The sequence below is a fragment of the Rhizobium terricola genome, from assembly GCF_012927355.1.
In the GTDB taxonomy this organism is placed as follows: domain Bacteria; phylum Pseudomonadota; class Alphaproteobacteria; order Rhizobiales; family Rhizobiaceae; genus Allorhizobium; species Allorhizobium terricola.
The window spans coordinates 143,612-159,453 of sequence record NZ_JABBGK010000002.1 but is presented as its reverse complement, the minus strand read 5'-3'; the positions used below and the strand labels follow the sequence as shown (position 1 = coordinate 159,453).

Here is a 15,842-nt window from a genome sequence, read left to right as displayed (position 1 = left end):
ATCCGTTCAGACGAACAGGATGGAGCCGCCGTAAGCGGCCACCATCTCGTCGGCCGTCAACAGCAGAAAACCTTCGTGGCGCGCTTGCGCGACAATCAGGCGGTCGAACGGATCCTTGTGGAGGGGCGGCAGTTCCATGACCGCCGCCGCATGCGCGGCAGATATGGCAAGTTCGAGATAGCCGCGATCCACAAGCCCTCTTCTAAGAAGATTTGGATCGACGGAAAACTCAGGCCGGCCAAGGCCGCTCTTGATCGCGACTTCCCAGATGCTGGCTGCGCTGAAGAACAGCTCGTTGTCCGGGTCAGAAAGCATTTCCCGGACCGGCTCCTTCAGTCGGTCAGGCTCGGCCGCGGCCCAGAGAAGTACATGCGTGTCCAGCAGCAGCTTCATCCGTCGATTCCGAACATATCGGCAATCTCCGTCTCCCCGAAGCGATCGAAATCCTCGGGCACTTTGACGAAGCCTTTCATAAACCCGAGCCGTTCCCTGGTCGGCTCGGCATCCACCGGCACGACTTTCGCAACCGGGCGACCTGCCTTCGCGATGATGAAGGGCTCCCCCGACGCGGCCTCGTCCACGAGCCGCGACAGGTGGGTCTTTGCTTCATGAATGTTGATCTGGCGCACCGACGCCTCCGTCACTAAACTAAGTTCATTTAGTTTAGTTTGCCGGGTCGCCCGTTTCAAGCCCTGCCGCCTCGCGCGCCATCAGGCATTCCGGATCACCGGGCATGCAGTCGCGGCAGACGATCGGGCGGATGGCGTAGATGGTGCAGCCGACGCATTTGCCGAGTTCGCCCTTGAGCGCCACGCAGCGGCCCCCCTCGAAGCGCATGCCGGAGAGATCGGCGGCGACCATGGTCTCGGGAATGGCGGCGAGGTCCTCGTCGCTTTCCAGGGAAAAGCGCGGCCAGTCGGCCGAGTAGGCACAACAGGCGCCACAGGCCTGGCAGTCGAAAAGGTCCGGCGGGGCGCTCTCCATCGCCGCCCTCAATCCGCCCGGCCGCGCCGGCCGAGGCCGACAAGAAACACGACCGCAAAGATCAGCATGATCGCGCCGACGGACAGCGGCCCGGCACTCAGCGACAGGTCCATGATAAGGCCCGTGGCGCCCGAGCCGGCCGCGCTGCCGATCGCGTAGGCGAGACCGTAGGCGGCAGCGCCCGAGACCAGCAGCCCGCCGCGGAACTGGTCGCCGAGAAGTGTCAGTGCGCAGGTGTAAAGCGAAAAGCTCGCCGCCCCGAGCAGCGATACGGTCGCGAGCAGCGCATATTCCGAGGAGAGGAACGGCAGGAGCAGGAAGCTTGCGCCGCAGGCGAGTGCCGAACCGACGGCGATCAGCGGGCGCGACGCGTGGTCGAGCAGCCAGCCCACCAGCGGCTGGGCCAGCGCCGTCGGAAGCGCCACCATCGTCACCACCAGCGCGGCGAAGTTTTCCGAATAGCCGCGCTCGACGAAGTAGAGCGGGATGGTCGAGATCGCCGCGATGTCTGAAAAGCCGAAGGCGACGACCATCAGCGCGAGAATTGGTGCCGTGCGCACGAACTTGAGCAACCCGCCAGCACCGGAGGCTTCCGGACGCGTGCGGGCGAACCGGCCCAGCATGACCGAGGCGAAGGCGACAAAGGCGACATAGACGGCGATAAGCGCGAAGGCGAAGCCGTCATCTGTGCCGACGAAGGGAATGGCGAGCGGACCTGCGGCGAAACCGGCGCACATGCTGGCGCCGTAGATCCCGGAGACACGTCCGCGCAGGCGGTCGGGGCAGGCCGTATTCAGCCACGCTTCGCTGACGGTGAAGATGATGCTCGTCGAGCAGCCGAGCAGGTAACGGGCGAGGAACCAGACGGCGAGATTGTCGAAGAGCGCGAAGGCGGCAAGCGACAGCGACGCCCCGACGAGCCCTGCGACGATCAGCCGGTCGCCGCGCAGCAGCGCGGTCAGCCGCGAGATCATCAGCGTGGACGTGGCAAGCCCGGCGGCAAAGACCGAGGCATTCAGACCGGCCATGCTCGATGACACGCCGCGGCTTTCGAGCACCAGCGAGATCAGCGGATAAGTCAGGCCCTGACCGACGGAAAAGGCCGTGACGCCGAGAATGACCACGGCGATCGCCGCCCAGTCCGGCGCAAAATCCTCGGCGATCACATGGCTCTGCATCGGGGCCTCCCTCAAGGCGCAAATGCCCTTGGGTTCGGGCTTTTGGTCCGGTCTATCCGGGGGAGGGGCGGATGTCCAGCAGCGCGGGCAGAGAGCGCGAGCGTGGTTGGAACCTACTCGGCGTCCGTCTTCGTGCAGGCATAGTCCTTCTTGATGCACGCGATCGACGGCGTCGAGCACGTCACCGTCTCACCATCGCGGCGGCAGATGCTGCACTGGTCGGTGAATTCGAGGCAGCCCGGCTTCTTTTTCAGGAAGTCCCGCATGCTCTGCATGGTGACGGGCGCTCCATCCGCGGCGGCCGGGTGGGTGAGGCTGAGGAAAAGGGCGGAGAAAGCCAGCGCGTGCGCTGAAACGCGTCTGGACATGAGGTTTCCCTTGTCCTTCGTGCCTCGCACGCTCCGGGACCCTTCTCCCTTATCCCGCAGCGTTGACGCCGACCCCTGCCTGTCCAAGGGCCTTGAACACGGTCTGCGTGATGCCGTGGCAGTCGAGGCCCGCTTTCGCATACATCACCTCGGGTTTTGCCTGGTCCATCCAGATATCGGGCAGGGCCATCGAACGGAACTTCAATCCGTGGTCCAGAAGACCCTCGCTGGCGAGGAACTGCACGACCTGGCTGCCGAAGCCACCGACCGCGCCTTCCTCGACGGTGACCAGCACCGCATGGTGGCGCGCCAGCTGGCGGATCAGGTCATGGTCAAGCGGCTTGGCGAAGCGGGCATCGACGACGGTGGTGGAAAGGCCGGCCGCGTCGAGGTCTTCGGCCGCCAGCAGACAGTCGGCCAGTCGGGTGCCGAAGGAGAGGAGGGCGACCTTGCCGCCCTGCTTCATCACGCGGCCCTTGCCGATCTCGAGGATCTCGCCGCGCTCGGGCAGCTGGACGCCGACGCCCTCGCCACGCGGATAGCGGAAGGAAATCGGGCCGGCGTCATAGGCGGCAGCCGTGCGCACCATGTGCTTGAGTTCCGCTTCGTCGGCCGCCGCCATAACGACAAAGCCGGGAAGCGAGGCAAGGAAACCGGTGTCGAAGGAACCGGCATGGGTCGGACCATCGGCGCCGACGAAACCGGCGCGATCGATCGGAAAGCGGACAGGCAGCCCCTGGATCGCCACGTCGTGGACGACCTGGTCGTAGCCGCGCTGCAGGAAGGTCGAATAGAGCGCGCAGAACGGCTTGAAGCCTTCGGCGGCCAGGCCCGCCGCGAAGGTCACGGCATGCTGCTCGGCGATGCCGACGTCGAAGGTGCGCTTCGGGAATACCTCCTGAAGCTTGTCGAGCCCGGTGCCGGACGGCATGGCGGCGGTGATGCCGACGATCTTCTCGTCGTGGGTCGCTTCCTGCACCAGCGCCTCGCCGAACACCGAGGTGTAGGACGGCGCATTCGGTTTCGCCTTGGCCTGGGCGCCGGTGATGACGTCGAACTTGTTGACGCCGTGATACTTGTCGGCGGCGGCTTCCGCCGGGGCATAGCCCTTGCCCTTCTGCGTCACCACGTGGATGAGCACCGGACCCTGGCCGTTGTCGCGCACATTGCGCAGGACCGGCAGGAGATGGTCGAAGGAATGCCCGTCGATCGGTCCGATATGGTAGAAGCCCATTTCCTCGAACATGGTGCCGCCGGTGACATAGCCGCGCGCATGTTCCACGGCCCGCGTGATCGCCCGGTCCACCGTCTTGCCGAGATAGGCGGTCAGCTTCTTGCCGAAATCGCGGAAGCCCATATAGGTCCGGCCGGAGGCGAGGCGCGCGAGATAGGCGCTCATCGCACCCGTCGGCGGCGCGATCGACATGTCGTTGTCGTTGAGGATGACGATCAGCCGTGCGTCGAGCGCGCCGGCATTGTTCAGCGCCTCATAGGCCATGCCGGCCGACATCGCCCCGTCGCCTATGACGGCGATCACCTTTCGATCGGAGCCGGAAAGATCGGCGGCGACCGCCATGCCGAGGCCGGCGGAGATCGAGGTGGACGAATGCGCCGCGCCGAAGGGATCGTATTCGCTCTCGGCACGCTTGGTGAAGCCGGACAGGCCGTCTTCCTGGCGGAGCGTCCGGATGCGGTCGCGCCGACCCGTCAGGATCTTGTGCGGATAGCACTGGTGGCCGACGTCGAAGATCAGCCGGTCGTTCGGTGTGTCGAACACCTTGTGGATGGCAATCGTCAGTTCCACCACGCCGAGGCCCGCGCCGAGATGGCCGCCCGTCTTCGATACCGCATCGATCATCTCGTCGCGCAGTTCGCGCGCGAGCTGCGGCAGGTCGCGGTCGTCGATGGCCTTCAGGTCGGCTGGCAGCTTGACCTTGTCCAGGAGCGGGGTTTCGGGAAGGGATGTCACGGGGCAGTCGCCTCTTCTATTCGTCTTGGGTGCGCGATAGCATCCCACGACGATCGGGGCAAATATTCGGCACCGGGAAACTATATAGACGTCATCGGCCTTCCGGCAAAGGCACGAATTCCTCCTCGTCGCCCGGCACGATGTCGAAACGGCCGGTTCTCCACTCTTCCTTGGCCTGTTCGATGCGCTCCTTCGACGAGGAGACGAAGTTCCACCAGATATAGCGCTTCGAATTCAACGCCGCGCCGCCGAACAGCATCAGGTGGCAACCCGCAGCGCCGGCGGAGAGCGTGATCGGATCGCCGGGACGGAACACCAGCAGCTGATCGGCGGCAAACCGGTCGCCGGCCACCTCCACTTCGCCGGAAAGGATATAGACTGCGCGCTCCTCGTGCTCGGCATCGAAGGGAAAGCTGCCGCCCGGAGCGAGCGTCAGGTCGACGTAAAGCGTGTCGGAATAGGTTTTGACCGGCGATGTCAGTCCGCCGAGACCGCCGATCACCACGCGTCCGCTTGCTCCGCTGGCGTCGAAAGTCGGCATCAGGCTCTTTGCCGTGTGGGCAAAGGCCGGATCGATCTCTTCCCTGTCGTCCGGCAGCGCCAGCCAGGTCTGCAGCCCCGAGATCGACAGCGGATGGCCGCGCAGCTTTTCCGGCGTGCGCTCGGAATGCACGATGCCGCGCCCGGCCGTCATCAGGTTGATATCACCCGGCTCGATCACCAGTTCCGTGCCGAGGCTGTCGCGATGCTTGATCTCGCCGTCGAACAGATAGGTGACGGTGGAAAGCCCGATATGCGGATGCGGCTTGACGTCGAGCGCCTCTCCGGCGCGCAAAAGCGCCGGCCCCATCCGGTCGAAGAAGATGAACGGACCGACCAGCCGGCGCTTGGCCGTCGGCAGCGCCCGGCGCACCGCAAAGCCGCCGATGTCGCTGGAGCGCGGAATGATCAGGTTCTCGATCGCGTCGCAGGCAAAGGCGTCGCCGGGCAGGGGATCGTTGCCGGGGAAAAAGGACATGAGACCTCCGTTCGCATTGAAATATGAAGTGAGGTTACAGCGCTGCTCCATCCACGAATAGTGTCAGGACGAGAACGGTCTGTTCCGAAAATGACGGCTTCGGACTTTGCTGGGATGGCCGGCTACAGGACTTCCTGATCGTCGGGGTAGCGCGAAAGCATTTGCTTTATATCGGCGAGAAGCGGCGGCAATCGATCTTTCACGATCGACCATACGATGGTTTTTGAGATGCCGTCATAGTCGTGGCGAAGGATATTGCCGAGATCGCGCATACCTCGCCAGTTGTGTGCCGGCAGATGTTCTTCGGCGAAAGAGCCGAGCTTCACGGAAGCCTCGGATATCCTCGACAGACAGCGCTCAGTCGCGTCGTAGACAAGCCTGTTCTGCTCAAACGCAGCGCGATCAAGTGAGGCCATATAGTCGAATATGGCCTCGGCATTTTCCACAATATCGCGTAGGCGCGTAAGGGGACGTTTAAAAGGCAACGGCGCGGTCCCGCTCTATATTCCGCCGAGTTGTCTCCCGTTGAACAGGTTCGGGAAGAACATCAACAGCGGATAGTCCGGTTATAGCTTTAACTCTCTCCCGTACGTCTTCGATTGCGCTGAAATATCCGAAACCGGAATTCAGGACTGGATTGGAAAATGTGACCAGCACATCCAAATCGGAGTCCGGCGTGTTGTCGCCTCTAGCAACCGAGCCAAAAATGGAAATGTGCTCCACCCCCACCGCCGAAAGCTCGTCGCGGTGTTCTCTCAACTTAGCGATGACAGCGTTCTTGTCCATTCGGACAATATAGGGATTTTTCCCGCTCCGGTCGAGGCCTGCGGCCGTCGCTCCCCGTCAGCTCACTGGCTATCCAGCGGTTCGACGCCTGTCGGCTTTCCGGCCCGGTCGAGGCGGATCTTCTCGATGCGGCTCTCGGCGGCGTTGAGCAGCGTCTCGCAATGCTTCTTCAGGAGTTCGCCGCGCTCGTAGATGGCGATCGACTCGTCGAGCGCCACGTCGCCGCGTTCCAGCCGGGCCACGATGCTTTCGAGCTCGGCCACCGCCTTCTCGAAGGAATAGCCGGAAATCTCGGCGGAAACGGCGCTGTCGCTCATGCTCAACCCTTCATCAGTCTCAGGATATGCAGGCCCGCCGATTCGGCGAGGCCTTCCAGATCATAGCCGCCTTCGAGAAGGCTGACGACCCGGTTATGGGCAAAACGGTCGGCCACTTCCATCAACCGTCCCGTCGCCCAGTCGAAATCCTCGCCGACCAGGTTGATCTGCGCCAGCGGATCGCGATGGTGGGCGTCGAAGCCGGCGGAGATCAGGATCAGGTCCGGCGAAAAATCGTGAAGCGCCGGCAGGACCCGGCTCTTGAACGCCTCGCGGAAATGATCCGAGCCGACATTGGGAGAGAGCGGCGCATTGACGACGTTGTTCTTCACGCCGGTCTCGTCCCTGGCGCCGGTGCCGGGATAGAGCGGCATCTGATGCGTCGAGCAAAACAGCACCGACGGGTCGTCCCAGAAGATGTCCTGCGTGCCGTTCCCGTGATGGACGTCCCAGTCGACGATCGCCACGCGCTCGGCGCCGAATTTTTGCTGGGCGTGACGTGCGGCGATCGCCACCGTGTTGAACAGGCAAAAGCCCATCGCCTTGGATTTTTCCGCATGATGGCCCGGCGGGCGTCCGGCGACGAAGGCGTTGGCGATCTCGCCGGCCATGACGGCATCGACCGCGGCGATCGCCCCGCCGATCGCCGTCAGCGCCGCCTTGAGGCTCTGCGGCGAAGCATAGGTGTCTGCCTCGATCTGGTTGATCTCGCCGTCTTCCTCCGGGATTTCGCGCATGACCGCGAAGAGATGTTCCTCCGGATGGGCGAGCGTCACCGTATCCTCGTTGGCGATCTGCGCCTCGACGCGCTCGAGGGCGGAAAAGTTCGGATGCTCCAGTGCGATGTTGAGCGAACGCAGCCGGTCGGCCCTTTCAGGGTGACCGGCGGGTGTGTTGTGTTCGAGAAAGACGGCATTCTCGTAGAGACGTGTGGTCATCGCGCGTTTCCTCGAAGGGTCCGGTCGCCCGGGCGGGGCCGGCGTTCAGAATGTCCCGGCCAACATAGTGCGCGCGGCCGCCATGATCCACCGGCACTGCGAAATCTTGCCGTGCGGCCTGTGGACAGCCTCTTTGGCGCGTTTCTGCCTGCTCCGCTGGTGATTTCAGGGCCAAGTCTTGTGGTCTGCCGGGAAATGTCCTTGAATATCCGCAGCAAAGGCCAATCGGGAAGGGAGCCCATGGACGATCTGGAACGCGTCGAGGTGACGGAGATCCTCGTTCCCTATCGCGACATCGACATGACGGGCCGGCTGCACAATGCGGCCTATCTCGCCTATGCCGAGACTGCTCTTTCCCATTTCTGGCGTTATCGTCCGCCCCTGGAGGACGAGCCGCATTTCCAGGCGACCAAGATCGAGATCCGTCTCCACGCGCCCCTGCGTCTCGACGACCGTTTGCGCCTGACGGTCACGGTCGACAAGATCGGCGGCAAGTCGATCGGGTTCAATGTGCGGATGCTGTGCGAAGGCATCCTCGCCGCCGAGATCGAGATCATTTGGGCCGCCATCGATCCCGCCAGCGGTGAACCTATCGGCCTTCCGGAAGATATTCGCGACTGGCTCTATGGCTATCTGAAATAGAACGAGCGATCGGCGGTCGTGGTCCGGGATGCGCCCGGCAAGTTCAACAGGGTGGAGGGTGTCCGTCGCCGGTCACCCCCTCTCTTGAAAGTATCCGATCAGGCCGTCGCCCCTGTCACGCGCCAGATGACGTCGCCGACATCATCCGCCACGAGCAGCGAACCGTCCGGCCCGATCGTGACGCCGACCGGGCGACCGTAGGAATGCTTCTCGTCCGGCGCTAGGAAGTCGGTCAGAATGTCGCGCGGCGGACCCGACGGGCGACCATCCTCGAAGGGCACGAAGATCACCTTGTAGCCAGCGAGGTTCGAGCGGTTCCACGAGCCGTGCTGGCCGATCACCATGCCGTCCGGGAAGCCGGGCAGCGTCCCGGCCGGCAGCCAGCACAGGCCGAGCGAGGCCGTGTGGCCGCCCAGCGCATAATCCGGGCGTATGGCGCTCGCGACCTTGGCCGGGTCCTGCGGCACGCGGTCGTCGACCGTCTTGCCCCAGTAGCAGAACGGCCAGCCGTAGAAGCCACCGTCCTTGACAGAGGTCAGGTAGTCCGGTGGCGTTTCGTCGCCGAGGCCGTCGCGTTCGTTGACGACGGTGAACAGGTCGCCGGTGGTCGGCTCGAAGGCGAGCCCGACCGGGTTGCGCAGGCCGCCGGCGAAGATCCGGTTCTCGCCGGTCTCGAGATTGATCTCATAGATGCAGGCGCGGCCTTCCTCGACCTCGAAGCCGTGTTCGGCAATGTTGCTGAGCGAGCCGACGCCGACATAGAGCTTCTTGCCGTCGCGGCTCGGCAGGATGCTGCGGGTCCAGTGGCCGGCCGGCTTGTAGTCGGCGATCTTGCGGCCTTGTGCCTCGATTTTCGTCGCGCCGTCGGTATAGGGAAAGGCGACGACCCCGTCGGTATTGCCGACATAGAAGGTACCATCCAGCATCGCCATGCCGAACGGATGGTTGAGGCCCTCCATGAACGTATGGCGGATCTCTGCGACCCCGTCGCCGTCCGCGTCACGCAGGAGTGTGATGCGGTTCGGGCTGTCGCCGATCGCTGCCGCCCGCTTCATCGTCGAATACATCGCATAGTCAAACGGCGTCCTGATCCGTCCGCCGTCGACGCCGAGTGCTTCTGCGGTCAGCACGTCGCCGTTCGGCAGCACATGGATCCAGCGCGGATGCTTGAGGCCTCTCGCGAAGGCGTTGACCTTGAGGCCTGGTGCTGCGGTCGGGGCATGGTCCCCGGCCCAGCCCTTGGCCGTCGGCATCTTCAGCGTCGGAATGCGCTGGGCCTTCGCCTCCGGAATGATGGGCGCGCCGCCGAGCGCCGGCTTTTCCGGGCTCTTTCCCCAGCGCCGCATCAGGATCATCGCGGCGCCGATCATGGCGACAAGGCGAGCGAAAAGGGCCGTCATGTCAGTCTCCTCCAGTGTTTCGCCGGCACCATAGCCAAAAGTGCCGCGGGCGAAAACTGACGATCGCCAAAATCAACGCAGTTCGACGATCAGTTCCGGATGCCGGTCGAGCAGCCGCATCAGCTGGCAGGTTGCGAGACACCGCGCTTGATCGGGGAGCACCGGACGAGGCCGATCAACGCCCGCGATAGACGAAGGGGCCGGGTTCGGCCTCTCCGTCCGCTTCGGCCGCGGCCGCAAGGCTGGCGTGGAGCGGAGAGCGGATGCAGACCGGGTCGGTGGCCGTCGCGTCTCCGGCCAGCGCCATAGCCTGGCAGCGGCAGCCGCCGAAGTCGACATGCTTGCGCTCGCAGCTGCGGCAGGGCTCCGCCATCCAGTCGTCGCCGCGAAAGGCGTTGAAGGCCTCACCGTTCAGCCAGATCTCGGAGAGAGACGTCTCCCGCACGGTGTCGAAAGAGAGACCCGGAATGGTCTCTGCTGCATGGCAGGGGAGCACGCGGCCTTCCGGATTGACGTTGAGGCCGGTGCGACCCCATCCGCCCATGCAGGCCTTGGGATAACGCGAATGGTGGTCGGCGGGCACGTAGTCGATCACCAGCGTGCCGGCAAGCCGCGCCCGTGCCTCGGCGACGAAGGCATTGGCCGCCTCGACCTGCGCCCGGGTCGGCATCAGGCTCGCCCGGTTGCGCTCGGCCCAGCCGTGGAACTGGACGGTGGCGATCTCGATCCGCCGCGCGCCGAGTTCTATGGCGAGCGCCACCATGTCTTCGATCTCGTCCATGTTCTGCTTGTGGCAGACAGCATTGACGGTGAGCGGAATACCGGCCGCCCGCGTCCAGCCGGCAACGGCGATCTTGCGGGCATAGCCGCCCGCATATCCGCCGACCAGATCCGCCTTTTCCGGCGTCACCCCCTGGATCGACAGCTGGAGATGGTCGAGCCCCGCCTCAGCCAGCTCGCCGATCCGGGCTTCCGTCAGCCCGACGCCGGAGGTGATCAGATTGGTGTAGAGCCCGAAGCCAGCCGCCGCCCGCGTCAGCGCCACGAGGTCGCGGCGCGAAGCCGGTTCGCCGCCGGAAAGATGCAGGTGCAGCACGCCGAGGTCTGCCGCCTGCCGGAAGACCGCGATCCATTCCTCCGTCGAAAGCTCTTCCGATGCGCGGGACAACTCGAGCGGATTGGAGCAATAGGGACAGGCCAGCGGACAGCGATGGGTGAGCTCTGCGAGGAGGGCGATCGGCGGGGGCGGACGATGCGCCGCGAAGCGGGCAGGCGAGGGGTGCTCGTTCATCGTACGATCTCCAGCAGCCGCCGGTTGGAGAATTCCCGGATGAAGGCGATCACGTCGGCCAGCACCTGATCCTGCGGGGCCTCGAACCGGCGGGCGAAATCGCCGGCGATCGTGCCGAGGTCTCTGGCACCGTCCAGTGCCTTGACGATCTCAACCGCGATCTCGTCGAGCGCCAGCGCCCGCTCGGGCGCCAGCAGGACCGTCTGTCCGCGCACGGGGTCCTCGCGCAGCCTCACCCCGCGCGCAAGGCGTGCGACCGTCGCGCCGGTGACCACAACTCCACTGCCGCCGGCCTCGGCCGTATCGCCGGTCTTTGGCGCGCTCGTCCGGGCCATGCCTTCGCCGCTCATTCCGCTGCCCCCCGCAAGGGGTTCTCGTCAATCGCGCCGGTCACGCCCTCGCGCCCGTCCCAACCGCCGGGCGGAACGCGCCCCGGCGCCACATAGGCCGAGTGCAGCGTGTCGAGCTGGGACCACAGCACGTCCGTCTTGAAGGTCAGCGCCGCCGCTGCCGCATCCTGTTTCTCAAGCGTGTCGGCCTTGTCGAGCACATAGGCGAGACCGAAGCGCACGTCCTGCGGCGCCTCGTTCAGCCGTTGGCGGAAGTAGGAGAGCGCGCGATCGTCGGCAAAGGCATAGTGTTTCAGCAGTCCGGCAATGCGGTTCTCGTGGATGGCCGGGGCGAAAAGCTCCGTCAGCGAGGAGGCAACCGCCTCCAGCAGCGATTTTTCGCGCACGAACTGCACATAGGCGTCCACCGCAAAACGCGTGCCGGGCAGCACGCCGCGCGCCGAAGCGACGAAATCTGGATCGAGCCCGACTGCCTCGGCGAGCTTCAGCCAGCGGCGAATGCCGCCGCCTTCGGAAAGTCCGCCGTCATGGTCCTCGATCCGGCTGCGCCAGATGCGCCGCAATTGCGGATCCTCGCAGCGCGACAGGAACGCGGCATCCTTCATCGGGATCCGGCTCTGGTAGTAGTAGCGGTTGATCACCCAGGCCCGAACCTGCAGCATCGAACAGCCGCCGCCGTGCAGCATCTGGTGGAACGGATGTTTGTCGTGATAGCGCGACGCGCCGATCGCCCTGAGGCGGGCCTCGAAGGTGTCTCTGTCAGGCAAAGGCTGCAAGGTTGACCTCCATTCCGTCATGGCCGACTTCGAACCCCTGCGCCTCGACCTGATCGCGCTCCAGCCCGGCCTGCCAGATCGGGTTGGTATTGTTGATGTGGACATAGATCTTGCGGCCGATCGACAGGCCTGAAAGTGCCGCGAGGCTACCCTCCGCGCCGGCGATCGGCATGTGGCCCATGCGTCGTCCGGTCTTGTGGCCGACCCCGGCGCGCACCATCTCGTCGTCCTCGAACACCGTGCCGTCGAAGAACAGGAGATCGGCGCCCTCGATTCTCGCGGCCAGCGTTTCCGGCAGCGAGCCGCTGGCCGGAATGTAGTAAGCCCGCCGCCCGTCGATCCTGAACTCGACACCGACGGTCTCGTCCGTCTCCTGGCCAAGCTTCGTGCCTGTGCCCTCCAGATAGAGCGGCACCTTGCCCGGCACGGCAAAGAGCCGGATCTCGAGCCCTGGCAACGGCGAAAAGGCGATATCGAGTGCAACCGTCTCCCGTTGCACGTAAGCCGGGTCGAGCACCTGGAAGACCGGGTTTAGCCCGATGGTGTCCATCAGTGCCTCGGTCGCGAAGAGCGAAAACCTCTGGCTTTCCCGGAGCGTCAGAAGGCCGGTGATGTGGTCGATATCGCCATTGGTCACCACGACGCCTTTAATCGGGCTGTCGCGCAAGGCCCTGGGATGCAGGCAGGCGGAGCGCTCGATCTGGGCGCGGATGTCGGGCGAAGCATTGAGCACGACCCAGTTCTCCCCGTCCGGGCTCACCGCCAACGAAGATTGCGTCTGCGGCCTGACGCCGGAGGACGGATCGCGCGCCGCGCGACAGTTGGCACAGCCGCAGTTCCACTGGGGCAGGCCGCCGCCCGCCGCGGCGCCGAGCACGAGGAAACGCGCGGTCGTCATCGCCTCGTGCCCTGCCGAGGCTTACTCAGAACAGCACAGGCTCGTCGCCGTCCGCCGGTGCGTAACGGTTGATCTCCATGCCGCAGCTCACTTCGATGAATTTAGGCGCAGTCCATTTCATGGCACTTCCTCCCGAAGTTGATGGGTTGCCTGATGTCCGCTGCCACGGGCAGGCGCCGCGTTCCGTTGAGGCGGAAGGGTCACGGCCGGACACTCCTCCAAGCCCGTCGATCTTAGGGGCGCGCAATCGGGCCGGGCAATACAGCGAAATGTATCGGTTTTCGGCATGCCGCCTGATCCCAGGGCCTTGGCCTCGAAGCCTGTTCGCAGGATAGGCGCGTGAGGCTATGATGCGGGTTGCGTCCCATGGCAGGTACGGAGCCTGTCCGTCGGCGCAAAGGGGTGGGGCGGTCGGAAGGCTGGAGGGCAAGATGGGCATGAGGGTGGTGAAAACGCTTCTGGTCGCGCTCGCGGCGCTGGTCGGGGGCTATCTCTGCGCGCTGGGGATCGGCCTGGTCGCCTTCGAAGTCTTCGACGTGTCCCAGCGCGAGGGCGCGGCCGCCATGGGGCTCGCCTTCTTCATCAGCCCGGTCGCCGGGCTTGTCTGCGCGCTGATCGCGGCCGTGTGGTACTGGCTGAGGTCTGGACGCAAGGATGCCGCTGTCCGGGCGCCTCGGGGTTCCGCCTGGCTCGCCGCGCGGGTGGGAGCCGCCGCGGTCGTCGGCTGGCTCTGCGGGCTCTTCCTGCAATGGCTGCTGGCCGGACAATCCTACGACACCTTCGTCGTCGCGCTGGCGGTGTCCCAGGCGCCCCTGCTTCTGGCCCTTTGTCTGGCCGCCGCAACAGGCTGGCTGCTGCGGCGGCGCAAGTCCTGATATGTCCGGTCGTGCCGGGTTGCTACGGCCTCAGGCGCGCTGGGGCAGGAGCGGATAGCCGACCATCACGGCACGGCCGGCAAGGGCGGCGACGGCGGCCTTCAGAAGGTCACCCGGGATGAAGGCCATCGAGCCGAGAAATGCCTTTTCGAGACCCAAGCCGGCGCCGAAGGCGAGATAGCCGATGCCGAAGACATAGAGCACCACGACGCCACCGATCGCGGCGGCCGCGAAGAAGCCGAGCGTCTGGGTGATGGCGGAAAGCCCCGGCCGGGCGAATTTCTCCGCGATCGCGCCGGCGGCGTAGGCGGCCGGCACCCAGCCGATCAGGAAGCCGACGGTCGGGCCGGCAAAGACGGCAAGGCCGCCACGCCCGCCGGAAAGCACCGGAAGGCCGATGGCGACCAGCAGGATGACGAGCACGGCGGCGAGCGCGCCGCGCTTGGCGCCGAGTATGACGCCGGCCAGCATCACGCCGAGCGACTGCGCCGTGATCGGCACCGGAATGAAGCCGAGCGTGATCGGCGGAATGAAGCCGAGCGCCACGATGATCGCGGCGAACAGCGAGATGAGTACGAGGTCACGGGTCTGCATGTGGTCTCCCTCCGGCACGGCGCATGGCGGTCCTGTCACCACCTATATGCGCAAAGTCAAAAATGCCCCCAATGGCAAGCTCACTGCCCGCGAATGCCCCGGGCGTCAATGGCTTGGGCGATATTATCCGCATCCCTGAGGGTGGCGATGACCAGCGGTCCGAGGATCGTCGCAATCTTCGGGCGAAGGCCGCGCGCCCGGTGCGCCTCGCGGATCGCCTCGTATCGCGTCAGGATCTCCGGCACGAAGCGGACCACGAGACCGACCGCAAGGCCGATGTCGGAAGCCTTCGCAAGCCCCGCCCGCTCAAGTGGCGTCGTCCATCGGGTGATCGTCTCGATGAAGGCGGAGACGGTTGTCGTCGCGGTGACGGCGGCCCCCGCCATCATCAGCGCCGAGAGCCGCAGCGTGGTCACCATTGCCTCCTCGGCGCTGGTCAGCACTAGGTGAAACAGTCCGACGATCGCGATGGTGAGGATCACCGGCCGGAGCGGCGAAAGGGCCGCCCGGATCGGCTGGCCGAGGCCGAAATAGAGCGCGCCGGATGCGGCGAGGGCGGCGAGAAGGATCAACGGCTCGCGGGTCAGGAAGATCAGCACGGCGAAGACGCCGAGGCCCGCGATCTTCACCGCCGGCCTTGTCCGGTGCATCAGGCTGTCGCCGCTGACATGAAGGCTTCTCACGGCAGCGCGATCTCCCGGTAGCGGGTGATTGCCTCCGGCGCGCTGCCGTCGAAGGCGATGCGCCCGTCATGGAAGACCAGCGCCCGTTCGAAGCCGGCGACGAGGTCGAGGTCGTGGCTGATGACGATCGCCTGCTGGTCGAGCCCGTCGATCGCCGCCTTCACCATCGCGCGGTTCTTCAGGTCCAGCTGGTTGGTCGGCTCGTCGAAGATGACGAGGTCCGGCGCTGTGACGACGACGGCGGCCAGCGCCACAAGCTGCAGTTCACCGCCGGAAAGCTCGTGCGGCCGCCGGTCGGCGAGATGGGCAATCCCGAAGCGGGCGAGCACGCGATCGACGGCCTCGGTGAGGGCAGCACCTTTAAGGCCCCTGCTTTTCGGCCCGAAGGCGATGTCGTCGCGGATGATCGGCAGGATGATCTGGTTCGCCGGGTTCTGGAAGATGAAGCCGGCCCTGGTGAGCACCGCCTTCTCGTCCTTCACGGTGTCGAGCCCGTCGAGCGCGACCGTCCCGCCCGACGGCTTGACGAGGCCGTTGATCAGCCGGGCGAAGGTCGTCTTGCCGGAACCGTTGAGCCCGATCACCCCGATCCGCCGTTCGGCGAGCGTCAGCGACAGCGGCTCGAGCGCGACCTTGTCGCCATAGCGCACCTCTGCCCGGTCGAATGTGATCCGCAATGCCTGTCCCCGTCCTTGGTCTGGGCCCTCTATAGACCGGAGGAGGGCCAAGGGGAATGGGCCAGGGGGAATGGCCAGGGGGAATGGTCAGATGGAAT

Annotated in this window: 22 protein-coding genes; 2 read left to right on the top strand and 20 right to left on the bottom strand. The window is 65.3% G+C overall.

All coding sequences use genetic code 11. From position 1 onward, the window contains the following. Window positions 1–6: 6 nt before the first annotated feature. The 11 genes from HHL25_RS10535 to HHL25_RS10485 all read right to left on the bottom strand — a co-directional run bounded on the left by HHL25_RS10535 (window position 7) and on the right by HHL25_RS10485 (window position 7,558). The gene (locus HHL25_RS10535; RefSeq protein ID WP_169590085.1) at window positions 7–393 is read right to left on the bottom strand and encodes a type II toxin-antitoxin system VapC family toxin; all 387 of its coding nucleotides are present in this window, start codon (window positions 391–393) and stop codon (window positions 7–9) included. Further along, complete coding sequence (locus tag HHL25_RS10530; protein ID WP_169590082.1) at window positions 390–629, bottom strand: type II toxin-antitoxin system Phd/YefM family antitoxin; 240 nt, start codon at window positions 627–629, stop codon at window positions 390–392. Before HHL25_RS10530 ends, HHL25_RS10535 begins: the two co-directional genes overlap by 4 nt. Window positions 630–663: 34 nt before the next feature. Further along, entirely contained in the window at window positions 664–984 is a 321-nt protein-coding gene (locus HHL25_RS10525; RefSeq protein ID WP_169590080.1) for a YkgJ family cysteine cluster protein, read from the bottom strand. An 8-nt stretch (window positions 985–992) separates the two neighbouring features. Next, on the bottom strand, window positions 993–2,162 hold the full coding sequence (locus HHL25_RS10520) for an MFS transporter (RefSeq protein ID WP_169590079.1): 1,170 nt from the start codon (window positions 2,160–2,162) through the stop codon (window positions 993–995). 113 nt (window positions 2,163–2,275) lie between these two features. Further along, window positions 2,276–2,530: a hypothetical protein gene (locus HHL25_RS10515; protein ID WP_169589713.1), complete on the bottom strand. Its 255-nt coding sequence runs from the start codon at window positions 2,528–2,530 to the stop codon at window positions 2,276–2,278. A 49-nt stretch (window positions 2,531–2,579) separates the two neighbouring features. Beyond that, window positions 2,580–4,499, bottom strand: coding sequence for a 1-deoxy-D-xylulose-5-phosphate synthase (gene dxs, locus HHL25_RS10510; protein WP_169590077.1), 1,920 nt, complete (start codon window positions 4,497–4,499; stop codon window positions 2,580–2,582). A gap of 91 nt (window positions 4,500–4,590) precedes the next feature. Next, a complete protein-coding gene (locus HHL25_RS10505) occupies window positions 4,591–5,517 on the bottom strand; it encodes a pirin family protein (RefSeq protein WP_169590075.1) in 927 nt (308 codons plus the stop codon). Window positions 5,518–5,639: 122 nt separating this feature from the next. Next, on the bottom strand, window positions 5,640–6,002 hold the full coding sequence (locus HHL25_RS10500) for a HepT-like ribonuclease domain-containing protein (RefSeq protein ID WP_246701775.1): 363 nt from the start codon (window positions 6,000–6,002) through the stop codon (window positions 5,640–5,642). Next, entirely contained in the window at window positions 5,992–6,303 is a 312-nt protein-coding gene (locus HHL25_RS10495; protein WP_169590074.1) for a nucleotidyltransferase family protein, read from the bottom strand. The genes HHL25_RS10500 and HHL25_RS10495 overlap by 11 nt, the downstream gene beginning before the upstream one ends. 62 nt (window positions 6,304–6,365) lie before the next feature. Next, window positions 6,366–6,620, bottom strand: coding sequence for an exodeoxyribonuclease VII small subunit (locus HHL25_RS10490; RefSeq protein WP_169590071.1), 255 nt, complete (start codon window positions 6,618–6,620; stop codon window positions 6,366–6,368). Window positions 6,621–6,622: 2 nt separating this feature from the next. Beyond that, on the bottom strand, window positions 6,623–7,558 hold the full coding sequence (locus HHL25_RS10485) for a histone deacetylase family protein (protein WP_169590069.1): 936 nt from the start codon (window positions 7,556–7,558) through the stop codon (window positions 6,623–6,625). 240 nt (window positions 7,559–7,798) lie between these two features. Between HHL25_RS10485 and HHL25_RS10480 the strand changes: the two genes are divergently transcribed. After that, window positions 7,799–8,200 (top strand): acyl-CoA thioesterase, encoded by a 402-nt coding sequence (locus tag HHL25_RS10480; protein WP_169590067.1) that lies wholly within the window; start codon window positions 7,799–7,801, stop codon window positions 8,198–8,200. 98 nt (window positions 8,201–8,298) lie between these two features. On the opposite strand, the gene HHL25_RS10475 is transcribed toward HHL25_RS10480, so the two are convergent. The 6 genes from HHL25_RS10475 to pqqA all read right to left on the bottom strand — a co-directional run bounded on the left by HHL25_RS10475 (window position 8,299) and on the right by pqqA (window position 13,036). Further along, window positions 8,299–9,600, bottom strand: a complete 1,302-nt coding sequence (locus tag HHL25_RS10475; RefSeq protein ID WP_169590064.1) for a PQQ-dependent sugar dehydrogenase — start codon at window positions 9,598–9,600, stop codon at window positions 8,299–8,301. 175 nt (window positions 9,601–9,775) lie between these two features. Beyond that, the gene (pqqE, locus tag HHL25_RS10470; protein WP_169590062.1) at window positions 9,776–10,891 is read right to left on the bottom strand and encodes a pyrroloquinoline quinone biosynthesis protein PqqE; all 1,116 of its coding nucleotides are present in this window, start codon (window positions 10,889–10,891) and stop codon (window positions 9,776–9,778) included. Beyond that, window positions 10,888–11,226, bottom strand: a complete 339-nt coding sequence (pqqD, locus tag HHL25_RS10465; protein ID WP_169592759.1) for a pyrroloquinoline quinone biosynthesis peptide chaperone PqqD — start codon at window positions 11,224–11,226, stop codon at window positions 10,888–10,890. Before pqqD ends, pqqE begins: the two co-directional genes overlap by 4 nt. Window positions 11,227–11,237: 11 nt before the next feature. After that, window positions 11,238–12,038: a pyrroloquinoline-quinone synthase PqqC gene (gene pqqC / locus HHL25_RS10460; RefSeq protein WP_169590059.1), complete on the bottom strand. Its 801-nt coding sequence runs from the start codon at window positions 12,036–12,038 to the stop codon at window positions 11,238–11,240. Further along, window positions 12,001–12,915, bottom strand: a complete 915-nt coding sequence (gene pqqB / locus HHL25_RS10455; protein ID WP_169590057.1) for a pyrroloquinoline quinone biosynthesis protein PqqB — start codon at window positions 12,913–12,915, stop codon at window positions 12,001–12,003. Before pqqB ends, pqqC begins: the two co-directional genes overlap by 38 nt. Window positions 12,916–12,940: 25 nt before the next feature. Then, entirely contained in the window at window positions 12,941–13,036 is a 96-nt protein-coding gene (gene pqqA / locus HHL25_RS10450; protein WP_099056987.1) for a pyrroloquinoline quinone precursor peptide PqqA, read from the bottom strand. A 310-nt stretch (window positions 13,037–13,346) separates the two neighbouring features. On the opposite strand from pqqA, the gene HHL25_RS10445 reads away from it, so the two are divergent. Further along, window positions 13,347–13,790 (top strand): hypothetical protein, encoded by a 444-nt coding sequence (locus tag HHL25_RS10445; RefSeq protein ID WP_169590055.1) that lies wholly within the window; start codon window positions 13,347–13,349, stop codon window positions 13,788–13,790. Between the two features lie 30 nt (window positions 13,791–13,820). Here the strand turns inward: HHL25_RS10445 and HHL25_RS10440 are convergent, their stop codons facing one another. The 3 genes from HHL25_RS10440 to HHL25_RS10430 all read right to left on the bottom strand — a co-directional run bounded on the left by HHL25_RS10440 (window position 13,821) and on the right by HHL25_RS10430 (window position 15,744). Beyond that, entirely contained in the window at window positions 13,821–14,384 is a 564-nt protein-coding gene (locus HHL25_RS10440; RefSeq protein WP_169590052.1) for a biotin transporter BioY, read from the bottom strand. A gap of 80 nt (window positions 14,385–14,464) precedes the next feature. Then, window positions 14,465–15,067 carry an energy-coupling factor transporter transmembrane component T family protein gene (locus HHL25_RS10435; protein WP_169590050.1) on the bottom strand — a complete coding sequence of 201 codons (603 nt, stop codon included), beginning with the start codon at window positions 15,065–15,067 and terminating at the stop codon, window positions 14,465–14,467. After that, window positions 15,064–15,744, bottom strand: coding sequence for an energy-coupling factor ABC transporter ATP-binding protein (locus tag HHL25_RS10430; protein ID WP_169590047.1), 681 nt, complete (start codon window positions 15,742–15,744; stop codon window positions 15,064–15,066). Before HHL25_RS10430 ends, HHL25_RS10435 begins: the two co-directional genes overlap by 4 nt. Window positions 15,745–15,842 lie beyond the last annotated feature (98 nt).